We start from the raw sequence: 14,009 nt of genomic DNA on the forward strand, positions 1-14,009 counted from the left end.
TTGGATCACGCAATATGCGCCCCGAACCCCGACTCACCTTCCGCGACTTCATCGCGCAAGGTAAGCGCGGGAATCGCATAGTCGCCTGCATTCTGTTTGCGATAACGAATCGGCTCATCGCTAAAGAGCGAGTCCAGCCGTGCGCCGAGCGTCTCACGAAGCGAGCGCATGCGCGCTTCATCCATGCGGCTCGTTCGATACACGACCACCGGCGCCAGCACATCGAAGCCCGGATAAAACAGCATGCCGTGCTGAATGTGAAATAGCAGATCGTCGATGGGACCGTTGATGCCGCGCGGTGCGTAGTGCGTCTCCCATCCGCCCGTCGTCGTGATAATCATCGCGCGCTTGCCTTGCATGAGACCTTCGCCGTAGCGGTCGCCCCAGTGCGTGTCCGAATGCTCGCCATTGCCATAGCCGAAGCCATACGCATAGACGCGCTCGATCCAGCCTTTCATGATCGCGGGCATCGAGAACCACCACATCGGGAATTGCAGGATCAGCGCGTCGGCCCAGCGCAGCTTGTCTTGTTCTATCTCGATGTCGCGGCTTTGCAGGCCGTTCTCGAATGCGTGCTTCGAATCGAGGCTCGGATGAAAGGGCGCATGCGTTTCGCGCTCGCGGACATCGCGCGCATCAAGCGTGGCTTTCCACTCCATCGCGTAGAGATCGGACACTTGCACCGTGTGCCCGTTCGCGCGCAGGCGTTCGACGGCGAAATCATTGAGCGCACCGTTCAGCGAACGGCGTTCGGGATGTGCATAAACGATCAGGACATTCATGATGCGGCTCCATCAGCTCGGAAAATCGCAGCTTAGGACGCGTCGCGGTATATTGGAAATGAATATCCGATATCCCAGCCATTGCGATGAATAATATCCTGCGCCGACTCGATCTCAACCTGCTCGTCACGCTCGACGTGCTGCTCGCCGAGCAAAACGTCACGCGCGCAGCGCAACGGTTGCATTTCTCGCAGCCGTCCGTGAGCGTGCATCTGTCCAGGCTGCGCGATATCTTCGACGATCCGCTGCTCTTGCCCGGTCCGCGCGGCATGCGGCCGACGGCGCGCGCGGAGAGTTTGCGCGAACCGTTGCGCGATGCGCTCGCGGCGCTTGCGCTCGCCGTATCGCCGGAAGCCGCATTCGATCCCGCCACGGCCTCGCAGACATGGCGCATCGCTGCGACCGATTACAGCGAAACGACCGTGCTCATGCCCGCGCTCGATCGCTTGCGCGCAAAAGCGCCGGGCACGCGCATCGCGGTGCTGCAAATGGTCCCGGCACGCACGGCGAAGCAGGCGGAGCAGGGCGATATCGATCTCTCGTTTCACACCACCGACGACGCGCCGCCGAACCTGCATCAGCAGCCGCTATTCGACGAACGTTATGTGCTGGTCGGGCGCAAGAATCATCCGCGCCTGAAGCGCAAGCCGACTCTCGCGCAGTTTCGCGCGCTCGAACATGTGATCGTTTCGCCGGACGGCGGCGGATTCGCGGGACCGACCGACGCCGCGCTCGCCGAGCGAGGCCTGACGCGTCGCGTCGTGTTGTCGGTGCCGCATTTCGGCTTCATGCGCAGATTGATCGAAGAGACCGATCTCGTCGGCCTGTTGCCCTCGCGTCTCGTCGGCGACCGCGCTGCGCTATGCGTCGTGCAGCCGCCCCTCGATGTTCAAGGCTTCAGGATGGTCATGGCGTGGCATGAACGTGTGCATCGCGATGCAGGGCATCGATGGTTGCGCGACGTCATCGCGGCGTCGGCGTAGACGATCTCTGCGTTGCTAGGCACTGCGCGCGGGCAAGGGAAAGTGCACGCCCGCACGCTGCGCGGCTCTCACGATATGCGTTTCGATCGCGTTGCCGGCCTTGTCGCCGTCGCGCGCCTTGAGCGCTTCGACGATGCTCGCATGCTCGTGATACGTGGACAGCACCAGTTCCCGTCGATAAAACGGCAAGCGCTGACTTTCCTTCATGATGTCCGCGCTGCCGCGCAGAATCGATTCGATCGCGGCGTTCCCCGCGAGACTCACGATGCGCATGTGAAACGCGAAGTCGAGCTGCGCCGCTTCCTCCAGCGCCGATTCTTCAAGCGCGCCGCGCAATGACGCGAGGTTGTCGTCGAGCCAGTCGATGTCCGAATCGCCGATGGAATGCGCCGCCAGCCGCGCGACGAATCCTTCGAGCGCGAAGCGCATCTGATAGGTATCGGGCAACGTAGCCTGATCGGCGAAGCGCCAGCCGTGCGGCTGGTTCGCCTGCGCGCTGCTCACGTACACGCCCTTGCCCGGACGAATATGCAGCATGCCGAGCGCTTCCAGCGTGGAAAGCGCCTCGCGCAGCGACGCCCGGCTGATCGCCAGTTCTTCCGACAATTGCCGCTGCGCCGGCAGCAGGCTTCCGACCGGATACAGGCTCGATTCGATGCGCTCGCGGATGGTCGCGATGGCGGCATCGGTCACGGTGTGCGGGACGTTTTTCATGGGCTGAGGCGATTTGGCCGGTCTGACCGCTCATTGTATGCGAGCGTTTCGAGGCCGGGTGAAACGATCGTGCGATTGCGCTTTCGTGCCCGCGAAAAGCAGGGTAAACCGCCACGACGTGTTGCTTGACGGCCTCATATCGGCTTTCTAATATTCGTCATCACGGCACTGGTCCGACCAGTCGGAACAGTTGCTCGGTTCCCGAGACATTACACGAGGAGACGGTCGTGTTGAGATTCCTGAATTCGCTGTTCGGCAGGGTGATGATCGCGCTGGTCATCGGCGTCGTGGTGGGCGCGCTGTTTCCGCACTTCGGCCAGTCGTTGCGGCCATTGGGCGATGGTTTCCTCAAGCTCATCAAGATGGTGATCGGACCGATCGTCTTCTGCGTCGTCGTGAGCGGCATGGCGAGCGCGGGCGATCTCAAGAAGGTCGGGCGCGTCGGGCTGAAGGCGGTCGTGTACTTCGAGATCATGACCACGCTCGCGCTCGTGATCGGCGCGATTCTCGCGTGGGTCACGCGTCCGGGCGTCGGCATGAACATCGATCTGCATACGCTCGATGCCGCGTCGCTCAGCACGTACACCGAGCATGCGAAGAGCCTGAAGGACACCGCGGGCTTCCTGCTGAAGATCATTCCCGATACCGCCGTGGATGCCTTCGCGAAAGGCGACATCCTGCAAGTGCTCGTCTTCGCGATTCTCTTCGGCGCGGCGCTCTCGATGCTCGGCGACAAGGCGCAACGCGTGACGGACTTCATCGAAGAACTGTCGGGCGTGTTCTTTCGCATCATGGCGTTCATCATCAAGCTCGCGCCGCTCGGCGTGCTCGGCGCGATTGCGTTCACGACCGGCCAGTACGGCGTCGCGTCGCTCAAGCAGTTGGGCATGCTCGTGGTCGTGTTCTACGCGAGCTGTTTCATCTTCGTGTTCGTCGTGCTGGCGGTGGTGATGCGCCTCGCGGGCTTCTCCATCTTCAAGCTCGTGCGCTATCTGCGCGAAGAGTTGTCGATCGTGCTCGGCACCGCTTCGTCCGATGCCGTGCTGCCGCAAATCATGCGCAAGCTCGAATGGATGGGCGTGAAGGATTCGACCGTCGGCCTCGTGATTCCGACGGGCTACTCGTTCAACCTCGACGGCTTCTCGATCTATCTCACGCTCGCCGTCATCTTCATCGCGCAAGCGACCAACACGCCGCTCTCGCTGCATGACCTGATCGTCGTGGTGCTCGTGTCGCTCGTGACCTCGAAGGGCGCGCACGGCATTCCCGGCTCGGCCATCGTCATTCTCGCCGCGACGCTCTCCGCCATTCCCGCGATTCCCGTGCTCGGTCTCGTGCTGATTCTGCCGGTCGACTGGTTCGTCGGCATTGCGCGCGCGGTGACGAATCTCATCGGCAACTGCGTGGCGACGGTGGTGGTCGCCGTATGGGAGAACGACATTGACCGGGCGCGCGCCAAACGCGTGCTCGATCAAGACGCGGAATACCGCTTCGTGCCTGCCGCGCCCGAACCCACGCATGGCGGCGAGCACGCTCACGCAATCTAAAACTCACTCTGAGAGAGACGTAACATGGCCAATCCCATTCTCGACGCAGACGCTCCCGCTTTCACCCGCCGCTACATGAATCTCGCGGACCCGCGTCTCGGCGCGCAAGCGATCTTCGCCACCGACGAATTCTTCGCGCCTAAAGACCGCATGCTGGAACCGCAGCCGGCGGTGTTCATTCCCGGCAAATACGATGAACACGGCAAGTGGATGGACGGCTGGGAGACGCGCCGCAAGCGCACGACGGGCTACGACTACTGCATCGTCAAGCTGGCGCGCGCGGGCGTGATTCACGGCATCGATATCGATACGAGTCACTTCACGGGCAACTTTCCGCCGGCCGCTTCCATCGACGCATGCTTCAGCGAAAGCGCCGATCCGCAACACGATGGCGACTGGCGCGCGATCGTGCCTTCGACGACGTTGCAGGGCAATCGTCATCACTATCTCGAACTCGCCGATACGCGCGCGTACACGCATCTGCGCGTGAACATTTATCCCGATGGCGGCATCGCGCGGCTGCGTGTGTATGGCCAGCCGAAGACGGATTTCTCGCGCGTCGAACGCGGCACGCTGCTCGATCTCGCGGCCATCGAAAACGGCGCGTATCTCGTCGCGGCGAACAATCAGCACTTCGGTCCGGCGTCGCAAATGCTGATGCCGGGGCGCGGCGTGAACATGGGCGACGGCTGGGAAACGCGCCGCCGACGCGAGCCGGGCAACGACTGGGCGATCGTCGCGCTGGCGCATCCCGGCGTCATCCGCGCAATCGAAGTCGATACCGCGCACTTCAAGGGCAATTATCCGGACGGCTGCTCGCTGCAGGCGGCGCGCGTCGAGGGCGGCACGGACGAATCGCTCGTGACGCAGGCCATGTTCTGGCCCGTGCTGCTCGATGAACAGAAGCTCTCGATGGACAGCGTGCATCGCTTCGAGAAGGACATCGCCGTGCTCGGTCCCGTGACGCACGTGCGCTTCAACATGTATCCGGACGGCGGCGTGTCGCGGCTGCGCATCTTTGGAGAGATCGAATGAAATCGCTCACGCTGGAGCCGCTCACGCGCGAGGCGTTCGCTCCGTTCGGCGACGTCATCGCGCTCGAAGGCGCACGCCATTTTCCGATCAACGCGGGCACGACCGAGCGCTTTCACGATCTCGCCAACGTGGACATCGGCTTCGAGAGCGGCGGGCGTCCGCTCATCAACGTGTTTCGCGGACAGCCGCGTGCGCAGCCCGTCGTGATCACGATGATGGAGCGGCATCCGCTCGGCAGTCAGGCGTTCGTGCCGCTCGGCGACGTGCGGTATCTCGTGGTCGTCGCGCCTGCGGGCGAATTCGATGCGGCGAACATGCGCGCTTTCTACGTGCGCGGCTGGCAAGGCGTGAACTATGCGCGCGGCGTGTGGCATCACCCGTTGATCGTGCTCGATACGCCGGGCGATTTCATCGTCGTGGATCGCGGCGGCGAACAGCCGAATTGCGATGAGATCGCGTTGCCGGACGCATTCCAGCTTGTGGCATCGGCTTCATTGGCCGTCGAGTTGCCAGCGTAGGACCGGATGCTGCGCGCCCGCCGGAATGACCCACGTTCCGTTCGGACCGAAGTCCCAGCTTGCGTCGAAGCTCGATGCCGTGCGCATCTGCACGGTGGCCAGCCCGTTCGCGGCGGGCAGCGCGGTGCCGCCGTAGACGGAGTTTGTGGCCGTGGTCATCGTCGTGTCCCAGTAGACGTTGTTCGCGATGCTGCCCGCATTCGAGAACGCCACGCCGCCTTTCAGATCGGGCGGGCCTTGCGGAACGATCTGCGTCGTCGCGAACGATTCGCCGATGGTGCCGGTGGCATTGTTGTCCAGCACGAGACCGCCTGCGTAATACATCTGCGCGCTGCCCGCTGCGTACGACTGCGTGATCGAACCGTTGTTCTGCGAGACGAGACCGCCGCCTTCCGAATGCGATCCGCCATACACGACGCCGGTTGCATAGGACTGCACGATCTTGCCGTTATTGATGCCGGCGAGGCCGCCGAAGTCGCCCTGACTGCCGACGGTGGCGCTGCTCCACGATCGCTCGATGGTGCCGTCGTTCTGCGCGACGAGTCCGCCGCCAGCCGGTCCCGGCACGTCGGGCGAACCCGCCGATCCAGTTGTGTATACGTGCGAAACAATTCCGCGATTGAGTCCGGCGAGAATGCCCGCAGGTGTGTTGAACGACCCCGTCGCGCTCGAATCGATAAGGCCGAGATTGCGCACGACGCCTGAGTACCAGATCGCACCGAATAGGCCCACATACGTGGGCTCCGTTCCCGATTGATAGCCGTTGAAATGGCTGATGGTGTGGCCCATGCCGTCGAACTGTCCGGATAGCGCGACGCCGCCGCCGATCACGTTGATCTTGCCTGCATCGGCGGAAAGATCCAGATCGCGCCCGAGCGCGTAGTTGGCGACGAGGTTGTCGCCCATCTTCATCAGGTCCGCGTTCGAATTGACGAGATAGTAAGGCGTGTATTGCGTGACGAGGCCGCTGAACGGCGCTGCCTTCCACGCGGCGTTTTGCATCACCTTGCCTGCGGTGTAGGTGCCGTTCATGTCATAAAACACCGAGACGATGCCCGTTCCCTTCGACCAGTCGATGACGCCGCGATTCGTCACGCTGCCGCCGTTATCGTTTGCGTTGGAATCCGCGCGCAACGTGAGCTTGCCCGCGCCCGTGTTGGCAAGCACGGCGAGCGGTTCGAGCGTCACGCTATGCAGCGCGTTCAGCGTGAGCGATGCATTGCCGTTCCAGCGCACCGGGCCTTGCATATCGATGTCGCCGGTGGTGCCGTGTGCGCCCGTCGCGTTGACGGTAATGGACGTGCCCTTCGACAGATTGCGCGCGAGCGTCGCCGAATTGAGCGGCCCCGCGTTGAAGACAGGCGCGCTGATGTTCCACGATGCCGCGGTGATCGCGGCATCGTCGAGATGAAGCGTGTCGCCGGTCGTGATGACCGTGCCTCCTGTGCCGTCCGCGTTAGATGCTTCGGCATCCGAATGAATATGCGCCGTGCCGCGATCCGCGATGAGCCATATCTTGCCGTTGCGTATTGCCGTGCCGGTGGCGCGGAGATCGGCATGTTCTCCGGCAAGCGCGAATACGTTGCCGTCCGCCGCGCGAAGATCGATCTGCGCCGCTTCGATGACGCCCTTGTTCACCACATCGCCACGCGTGCCCGCCTGGACGAAGACTTGCGGGCCCGTCGCGGAGTCCTTCAGCAGCATTCGAGAGCCGGTCGCGAGTTCGGCGGACCCCTTCGGCGCATCGATATCGCCCCGGTTTTCCACGAGCTTGCGCGAAATGAGAAAGACATCGCCGCCAGTGGATGCGATCTTGCCGAGATTGACGACCACGGCATCGCTCGATCCGGTCATATTTAGCGATGCGCCGTTCATGAAGCTGGCGTTGTCGGTATCGAGCGCGGAAGCGACGAAGCGCCCTCCCGTGGTGACGACACCGTTCGATCCGATCACCACGCCTTGAGGATTGATGAGATAGAGACTGCCCGTCGCGGTGAGCTTGCCGTCGATGAACGAACGCTCGGTGCCGCTCACGCGGCTCAATGTGGCGCCCGTGCCGTTGAACACGCTGACCGTGTTGCCGTTGCCGATGGAAAAGCTGCGCCAGTCGATGACGCCGCGCGGCGTGGTCTGCGCGATGTTGACGCCATTGCTGAACGTGGTGATGGACCCCGCGCCGGCGACGAAGCGGCCATCTTGCGGAAGCGGTCCCGCAGCGAGCGCGGCATGTTGAATCATCGCCGAGACGAGAGCAACGAACGCCGCATCAAAGTGAATGTTTGCCTTGGCGCCACGCATACCCGCTCCGAATTCGCTGTGCCGTTACTTACATTTTTAGAACAAAACGAAAGCGGGATATGAGTATTTCGATGCTGCAGTGCAATTGGCCCAAAGCCACGTCACGCGACTTTTGCGAACTGGCCGAGAGCACCAGCGCCGTCCGACATCGACTCGCGCACGCAGCGTGCGAACTCCATCGCGGCGGGTTGTACCGACTTCGGCAATTGCAGGCAGATGGCGAAGGGCGGCAGCGCGGGCAAGCCGGCTGCATGAGGCGCGAGCGTTTCGAGGTCTGCCGGCACCGTCGAGACGAGCCATGCGGTGATGGCGAGGCCGGCGCGCACCGTGGCGGCGGTGGCTTCGATGTTGCCGCTCTCGAACACCGTGCGCCACGCGATGCCTTCGTCCGCGAGCGCGCCGAGCACGACGGGACGGAATGCGCAGCGTTCATCGACCATCGAAAGCGGCAACGGCCGTTTGAGCCGCGCGTCGCTGCCGCGACCCGTCACCCAGACGAGCGGCTCGACGCGAATCACTTCGCCTTCGGCCTCGCTCGCGACGTATTCGATCAGCGATACATCGACGTGTCCGTTATTCAGCGCTTCGCGCAACTCCGGCGATGCACCGCACACCAGCGAAATCTCGACATGCGGATGCGCTTCGGCGAACGCCTTCATCGCCGGCGCGAGCGGTGTCACGAGGTCGTAGGGCACACCGACGCGAAGGCTGCCGCTCAAGGACTGCCCGGTCATGTCGGCCCATATTTCGTCGTTGAGGCGCATCAACTGGCGTGCCTTGACGAGGAACGTTTCGCCTTGACGCGAGAGTTCCAGCTTGCGTGTCTTGCGCACGAAGAGGAGACAGTCGAGCACGTCTTCGAGGCGTTTGACTTGCTGACTCACGGCGCCTTGCGTCATGTGCAGCCGATTCGCGGCCACCGTCATGCTGCCGCTATCGGCGACGGTGACGAACGTGCGGATCAGATCGAGGTCGAGGTTTCGAGGCATGCACGCATTATGCAGCGTAATGCGTGGCATCAATATTATTGGTTTTGCTGATGCGGCGGCCATCAGTACAGTGCATGTCTCCCGTACTCGCTTGCGCACCGATGGCATCGCCGAACCTTCCGCTCTTTCTCTTTGCAGTCGTCGCGACGATCACGCCCGGCGGCGCGACCACGCTCGCCACTGCATCGGGCGCTCGCTTCGGCTTCGGCCGCTCGATTCCGCTGATGCTCGGTATCGCGATCGCGCTGGCCTTGCTTGCAGCCGTCGCCGCACTGGGACTCGGCGGCATTCTGCTGGCGATGCCCGCGCTGCAAACCATCGTGAAGGCGCTCGGGTCCGCGTACCTGCTGTGGCTCGCATGGCGCGTGGCGCGAAGCGGCCCGCCCAACGCGGCGGGCGGTCCCGCGCAGCCGGTCACGTTCGTCAATGGCATGCTGCTCTTGTGGCTCAATCCCAAAAGCTGGGCGATGACCGTCGGCGCGGCGGCGTCGTTCGCGCTCATCGCGGACAGTCCGCATCGGCTCGCGATGCTGCTCGGCGCGGCCTTCGGCGTGTCGGCGTGCGCATCGCTCGCGCTGTGGTGCGCGCTCGGCGCACTGCTTGCGCAAACGCTTCGAACGCCGCGTCACTGGCGCATTCTCAATCTTGCGATGGGCGCGCTGCTCGCGGCATCCATCGTGTCTATCTGGAGTTGATCATGTCCGTTTTTCCGTTTGCCGAATCGTTCAATCTCGAAGCCGCATTCAGCGATGTCTCCGATTACTGGTCGCCCAAAGTCGTCGCGCAGGTCAACGATCAGTACGTGAAGGTCGCGAAGGTGCGCGGCCAGCTCGTGTGGCACGACCACGCGCATGAAGACGAGCTGTTCTTCGTCGTGCGCGGGCATCTTGCGATCGAGTACGAAGGCGGCCGCGTCGTCGATCTGCCTGCCGGTTCCATGCACGTCGTGCCGCGCGGCACGCTGCATAATCCGGTCGCGGACGAGGAATGCTGGATCGTGCTCATCGAGCCCGTGCAGACGAAGCACACGGGAGACGCCGAGTCGCCGCTCACGAAGTCGATCGAGGAGCAGTTGCGTCAATCGCGATGAGGATGGCGGCTCAAATGCGCTTGCCCGGCTTCAACGCCGCCATCTCTTCATGCACGAGTTCGAGAAACGCGCCGACCACCGGATTGCCGCGCGGCGTCTGCGGATAAAGCGTGAAGCCGCGAAACCAAATCTCCGGCGCGAACGGCCGGAACACGATGCGCGCCGGATCGGCATCCACGGTCGCGAGCGGATTGACGATGCCCACGCCCGCGCCGCGGGTCACGAGCGCGCAGATGGTCGCGCCATACGGCGTCTCGATTGCCGGCACCTGATCCGCGCCCGCCGGACGCAGCGCGCGATCGAGCGCTGCGCGCGTATCGTCCGCATAGGAAGGCAGGATGAGCCGCTCGCCGCGCAAGTCCGCCGCGCGAATCCGCGTGCGCGACGCGAGCGCATGATGTGCGGGCAACGCGCATAGCCCCGCGAGTTCGTAGAGTTCCACGCTCGTCACGCCGAACGCATCGGGCGTGGTGGTCGCGAAGCCTACGTCGCAATGTCCCGACGACACCCAGCGCTGGATCGTGCTCTCGCTGCGCATTTCGAGCGATACCGCGACGCGCGGATGGGCGTCCGCGAAACGCGCGATCACGGCAGGCAGAAACGACAGCGCGAGCACCGGCGCCGCCACGATGCGCAGCCGTCCACTGCCGAGTTCGAGAATCTCGCGCGCCGAATGCTGCAGCTTCTCGAGGCCCACGAAGCTGCGATCCACCTCGCGATAGAACGCGCTGCCCGCATCGGTGGCGTGAATGCGTCCGCCGTTGCGCACGAACAGTGTCAATCCCGTCGCGGCTTCCAGCTCCGCGATCAACCGGCTGATGCTCGGTTGCGATGTGCCGAGTTCTTCGGCGGCGGCCGTCATCGAACCGCGCAACATGACCAGCCGAAACGCCTCGACCTGCCTGAGATTCATCGTTTTCTCCGGGCGTGGGCCGCGCAAACATCGGCCGAAGCCGTCAGCTTGCCATATCAGAAATGAATAGAAGCCGTTTTTGGCGCTATTTGACCGGATGATTTGCGAGGGCGACACTGGACTCGAATCAAGCGAACAGGGTTGAGTCCATGCGTCCCGATGCGTTGCTGTTTCACGAAACCTTCCGCTGCACCCCGTACTGGTGGGATGCTGCACCGCCCGAGGCCGCGCCCGAGCCTTTGCCCGCGAACGTGGACCTGGCGATCGTCGGCAGCGGATATTGCGGGCTGTCGGCGGCGGCGGAGGCCGCGAAGCATGGCGCGCGCGTCGCGGTGCTGGATGCCGCCGAGATCGGCGCGGGCGGCAGCACGCGCAGCGGCGGCATGGTGTCGAGCGGCCAGAAGCTCGCGCTGACCAACGCCATTCGCGGCGTGTCCGCCGAACGTCTCACGCGGCTCATGCAGGAGTCGATGGCGAGCTTCGACTATCTCAAAGGCATCATCGCCGACGAATCGCTCGACGCGGACCTGCGTATCACCGGCCGCTTCTTCGGCGCGTATACGCCCGCGCATTTCAACGTGCTGCGCCGCCAGGGTCAGTTGTTGCGCGACAAGACCGGCGTCACGGTGCATGTGATCGAGCGGGATGCGCAGCGCGGCATCATCGGTTCCGACTATTACTACGGCGGCATTCTCGTCGATGAATACGGCGGGCTGCATACCGCGAAATATCATCGTGCGTTGCGCGATCTCGCGCGGCGGCGCGGCGCGACGCTGCATTCGCACGCAGCGGTGCAGCGCATCGAACGAACGGGAAATGCGCGCTTTCGCGTGCATACAGCGCGCGGCGTCTTCGATGCACGGCAGGTGCTGGTCGCCACCAACGGCTATACCGGTCCGCTGCTGCCGTTCTTTTCGCGCCGCGTGTTGCCGGTCGCGAGCTATCAGATCGCCACCGAGCCGCTGCCCGAAGGCCTCATGAACGTGCTCAATCCGGGCCGCCGCATGATCAGCGATTCGAAGCGCAATCTCTTCTACACGCGCCCGTCGCCGGACGGAACGCGCATGATCTTCGGGTCGCGGCCCGCCATCCGCGAGATCGACGAACGCGAGGCCGCGCGGCGGCTGTACGCGAAGCTCGTGCAGTTGTGGCCCGCGCTGCGCGATGTGCGCGTCACGCATGCGTGGAAAGGCTTCGTCGCGATGACCGGCGACAGGCTCGCACACGTCGGCCAGCACGACGGCGTGCATTACGCGCTCGGCTGCAACGGCAACGGCGTGGCGCTGATGAGTTACCTCGGGCATCGCATCGGCAAGCACATGGTCGGCGTCGAGCAGGATGTCGGTGCGTTCGGCGAAGGCGCGTTTCCTCTTTCCGGCGCGGGAATGGCCAGCACGCTCGCGGTGCCTGTCGGCAGTGCGCTGTACCGCATCGGCGATATGTGGCACGGCCGTGTGCGAGCAGCGCTTTCTTGAAGCGATCGCAAGCGCATGCAGTTAGGATGTCGAAGTATTGAAAGGAGCCGTGATGATCGAGCTGAACAAGGTGTCGAAATGGTATGGCGGCAATCGCGTGTTGAACGACTGCACGGCGAGCATCGCGCGCGGTGAAGTGGTCGTGATCTGCGGGCCGTCCGGGTCCGGCAAGTCCACGCTCATCAAATCCGTCAACGGGCTGGAAGCGGTGCAGAGCGGGCAGATCGTCGTGGACGGCATCGACGTGACGGCGAAGCGCGCGAATCTTTCGCGGCTACGGGCGCGCGTCGGCATGGTGTTTCAGCATTTCGAACTCTTTCCGCATCTCTCGGTGCAACGCAACCTGATGCTCGCGCAGATGAACGTGCTCGGCCGCGCGCGCGACGAGGCCGCCGAGCGCGCACGCTCGCTGTTGCGTCGCGTGGGCTTGAGCGGTCACGAGGACAAATATCCGGCGCAATTGTCGGGCGGGCAGCAACAGCGCGTGGCGATTGCGCGGGCGCTTTCGATGGACCCCGTCGCCATGCTGTTCGACGAGCCGACTTCCGCGCTCGATCCCGAGATGGTCAACGAAGTCCTCGACGTGATGACCACGCTCGCGCAGGACGGCATGACCATGCTGTGCGTCACGCACGAGATGGGCTTCGCGAAGCGCGTGGCCGACCGCGTGTTGTTCATGGACCGCGGCGTCATCGTGGAAGACGATACGCGCGAAGCCTTCTTCGAGCGTCCGCGCTCAGAACGCGCGAGAGACTTTCTCTCGCGCATCCTGCATTGATCCAACCGCTGTCCAATACAAGGGAGCCTCACCATGCGATTACTTCGTCTCGCACGCCATCTCGCGGTGGCCGCGTCGTTCCTGGTCGGCGCGACGACCGCCGCGCACGCCGCCGATGATGTCGGCACATTGACGCTGGGCAAGATCGTCGCCGGAGTCGATGCGAACAACAAGCCGTACTCGTATATCGACAACGGCAAGATGACGGGCTTCGACGTTGAGCTGGTGCGCGCCATCGCCGCGAAGCTCGGGCTCACCGCCGACTTTCGCGCGCAGGACTTCGCGGGTCTCTTGCCGAGCGTGGCGAATCAACAGGTGGATCTTGCGGCGGGTTCGATCTCGATCACGAAGGAACGCCTGAAGATGGTCGATTTCTCGGAAGGCTATCTGACGGGTCTATTGAGCGTCGGCACGCTGCCGGACAGCACGATCGGCGCGGACATGGCGTCGGTGAAGGACAAGCGCATCGGCGTGGTGCAGGGGACCATCGAGGACACGTATTCGCAGAGCTATCTGCCGGGCGCGCAGATCGTCCGCTTTCCGAATATCAACGCGGGTTTTCTCGCGCTGCGCAACAAGTACATCGACGGCTACTTCATCGACAAGACCTTGCTCGAAGGGCTGCAAGGGAAGTATCCGGACCTGAAGCTCGCCGACAAGCTCGACATCTCCGCTTCGAATCTGCCCGCCGGTTTCCCTATCCGCAAGGGCAACGCGAAGCTCGAAGCGGCGGTGAACAAGGCCATCGGCGAACTGGTGGCGGACGGCACGTGGCTCAAGCTCTATCAGCAGTTCAATCCCGGCTATCCGAAGCCTGATCCGATGCCGCCGTATGCGATGAAGTAACCGCCCGCCATTGTTGCTTCGTCACGCCTCGTCACGCGCAA

General features: G+C 63.6%; 14 protein-coding genes. 9 read left to right on the plus strand and 5 right to left on the minus strand.

Features of this window, described 5'->3' with window-relative positions; translation table 11 throughout:
- Positions 1-5: 5 nt before the first annotated feature.
- Positions 6-782 (minus strand): NAD(P)H-dependent oxidoreductase, encoded by a 777-nt coding sequence (locus NCR39_RS22345; RefSeq protein WP_250454245.1) that lies wholly within the window; start codon positions 780-782, stop codon positions 6-8.
- Positions 783-868: 86 nt separating this feature from the next.
- Here NCR39_RS22345 and NCR39_RS22350 point away from each other — a divergent pair, with 86 nt between their 5' ends.
- Positions 869-1,765, plus strand: a complete 897-nt coding sequence (locus NCR39_RS22350) for a LysR family transcriptional regulator (protein ID WP_250454246.1) — start codon at positions 869-871, stop codon at positions 1,763-1,765.
- 15 nt (positions 1,766-1,780) lie between these two features.
- Here the strand turns inward: NCR39_RS22350 and NCR39_RS22355 are convergent, their stop codons facing one another.
- Complete coding sequence (locus NCR39_RS22355; protein ID WP_250454247.1) at positions 1,781-2,479, minus strand: FadR/GntR family transcriptional regulator; 699 nt, start codon at positions 2,477-2,479, stop codon at positions 1,781-1,783.
- Between the two features lie 227 nt (positions 2,480-2,706).
- On the opposite strand from NCR39_RS22355, the gene NCR39_RS22360 reads away from it, so the two are divergent.
- Genes NCR39_RS22360 through NCR39_RS22370 form a run of 3 tightly spaced genes read left to right on the plus strand, consistent with a single transcriptional unit; the run spans position 2,707 to position 5,579 of the window.
- Positions 2,707-4,026, plus strand: coding sequence for a C4-dicarboxylate transporter DctA (locus NCR39_RS22360; protein ID WP_250454248.1), 1,320 nt, complete (start codon positions 2,707-2,709; stop codon positions 4,024-4,026).
- A gap of 24 nt (positions 4,027-4,050) precedes the next feature.
- A complete protein-coding gene (gene alc, locus NCR39_RS22365) occupies positions 4,051-5,061 on the plus strand; it encodes an allantoicase (RefSeq protein ID WP_250454249.1) in 1,011 nt (336 codons plus the stop codon).
- Positions 5,058-5,579 carry an ureidoglycolate lyase gene (locus NCR39_RS22370; RefSeq protein ID WP_250454250.1) on the plus strand — a complete coding sequence of 174 codons (522 nt, stop codon included), beginning with the start codon at positions 5,058-5,060 and terminating at the stop codon, positions 5,577-5,579. The genes alc and NCR39_RS22370 overlap by 4 nt, the downstream gene beginning before the upstream one ends.
- Here the strand turns inward: NCR39_RS22370 and NCR39_RS22375 are convergent.
- Together NCR39_RS22375 and NCR39_RS22380 are read right to left on the minus strand one after the other, a co-directional pair.
- Positions 5,553-7,817 (minus strand): two-partner secretion domain-containing protein, encoded by a 2,265-nt coding sequence (locus NCR39_RS22375; protein WP_250454251.1) that lies wholly within the window; start codon positions 7,815-7,817, stop codon positions 5,553-5,555. The two genes, NCR39_RS22370 and NCR39_RS22375, sit on opposite strands and share 27 nt — an antisense overlap.
- A 161-nt stretch (positions 7,818-7,978) precedes the next feature.
- On the minus strand, positions 7,979-8,866 hold the full coding sequence (locus NCR39_RS22380) for a LysR substrate-binding domain-containing protein (protein ID WP_250454252.1): 888 nt from the start codon (positions 8,864-8,866) through the stop codon (positions 7,979-7,981).
- A gap of 101 nt (positions 8,867-8,967) precedes the next feature.
- Here NCR39_RS22380 and NCR39_RS22385 point away from each other — a divergent pair, with 101 nt between their 5' ends.
- Positions 8,968-9,561 (plus strand): LysE family translocator, encoded by a 594-nt coding sequence (locus NCR39_RS22385; RefSeq protein ID WP_250454253.1) that lies wholly within the window; start codon positions 8,968-8,970, stop codon positions 9,559-9,561.
- A 2-nt stretch (positions 9,562-9,563) separates the two neighbouring features.
- Positions 9,564-9,956: a cupin domain-containing protein gene (locus NCR39_RS22390; RefSeq protein WP_250454254.1), complete on the plus strand. Its 393-nt coding sequence runs from the start codon at positions 9,564-9,566 to the stop codon at positions 9,954-9,956.
- A gap of 10 nt (positions 9,957-9,966) precedes the next feature.
- On the opposite strand, the gene NCR39_RS22395 is transcribed toward NCR39_RS22390, so the two are convergent.
- A complete protein-coding gene (locus NCR39_RS22395) occupies positions 9,967-10,869 on the minus strand; it encodes a LysR substrate-binding domain-containing protein (protein WP_250454255.1) in 903 nt (300 codons plus the stop codon).
- A gap of 149 nt (positions 10,870-11,018) precedes the next feature.
- Here NCR39_RS22395 and NCR39_RS22400 point away from each other — a divergent pair, with 149 nt between their 5' ends.
- The 3 genes from NCR39_RS22400 to NCR39_RS22410 are packed head-to-tail and all read left to right on the plus strand — an operon-like array spanning position 11,019 to position 13,968.
- The gene (locus NCR39_RS22400; protein ID WP_250454256.1) at positions 11,019-12,344 is read left to right on the plus strand and encodes an NAD(P)/FAD-dependent oxidoreductase; all 1,326 of its coding nucleotides are present in this window, start codon (positions 11,019-11,021) and stop codon (positions 12,342-12,344) included.
- Between the two features lie 52 nt (positions 12,345-12,396).
- Positions 12,397-13,122 carry an amino acid ABC transporter ATP-binding protein gene (locus NCR39_RS22405; protein WP_250454257.1) on the plus strand — a complete coding sequence of 242 codons (726 nt, stop codon included), beginning with the start codon at positions 12,397-12,399 and terminating at the stop codon, positions 13,120-13,122.
- 33 nt (positions 13,123-13,155) lie between these two features.
- Entirely contained in the window at positions 13,156-13,968 is an 813-nt protein-coding gene (locus NCR39_RS22410) for a substrate-binding periplasmic protein (protein WP_250454258.1), read from the plus strand.
- Positions 13,969-14,009: the final 41 nt, after the last annotated feature.

Origin of the sequence: Caballeronia sp. ATUFL_M2_KS44 (assembly GCF_023630965.1) — a bacterium.
Taxonomy (GTDB): Bacteria; Pseudomonadota; Gammaproteobacteria; order Burkholderiales; family Burkholderiaceae; genus Caballeronia; species Caballeronia concitans.

Coding starts and splice junctions, on each gene's coding strand:
- NCR39_RS22345 (WP_250454245.1), bottom strand. CDS start 782: ATGAATGTCCTGATCGTTTATGCACATCCCGAACGCCGTTCGCTGAAC.
- NCR39_RS22350 (WP_250454246.1), top strand. CDS start 869: ATGAATAATATCCTGCGCCGACTCGATCTCAACCTGCTCGTCACGCTC.
- NCR39_RS22355 (WP_250454247.1), bottom strand. CDS start 2,479: ATGAAAAACGTCCCGCACACCGTGACCGATGCCGCCATCGCGACCATC.
- alc (WP_250454249.1), top strand. CDS start 4,051: ATGGCCAATCCCATTCTCGACGCAGACGCTCCCGCTTTCACCCGCCGC.
- NCR39_RS22370 (WP_250454250.1), top strand. CDS start 5,058: ATGAAATCGCTCACGCTGGAGCCGCTCACGCGCGAGGCGTTCGCTCCG.
- NCR39_RS22375 (WP_250454251.1), bottom strand. CDS start 7,817: ATGATTCAACATGCCGCGCTCGCTGCGGGACCGCTTCCGCAAGATGGC.
- NCR39_RS22380 (WP_250454252.1), bottom strand. CDS start 8,866: ATGCCTCGAAACCTCGACCTCGATCTGATCCGCACGTTCGTCACCGTC.
- NCR39_RS22385 (WP_250454253.1), top strand. CDS start 8,968: ATGGCATCGCCGAACCTTCCGCTCTTTCTCTTTGCAGTCGTCGCGACG.
- NCR39_RS22390 (WP_250454254.1), top strand. CDS start 9,564: ATGTCCGTTTTTCCGTTTGCCGAATCGTTCAATCTCGAAGCCGCATTC.
- NCR39_RS22395 (WP_250454255.1), bottom strand. CDS start 10,869: ATGAATCTCAGGCAGGTCGAGGCGTTTCGGCTGGTCATGTTGCGCGGT.
- NCR39_RS22400 (WP_250454256.1), top strand. CDS start 11,019: ATGCGTCCCGATGCGTTGCTGTTTCACGAAACCTTCCGCTGCACCCCG.
- NCR39_RS22405 (WP_250454257.1), top strand. CDS start 12,397: ATGATCGAGCTGAACAAGGTGTCGAAATGGTATGGCGGCAATCGCGTG.
- NCR39_RS22410 (WP_250454258.1), top strand. CDS start 13,156: ATGCGATTACTTCGTCTCGCACGCCATCTCGCGGTGGCCGCGTCGTTC.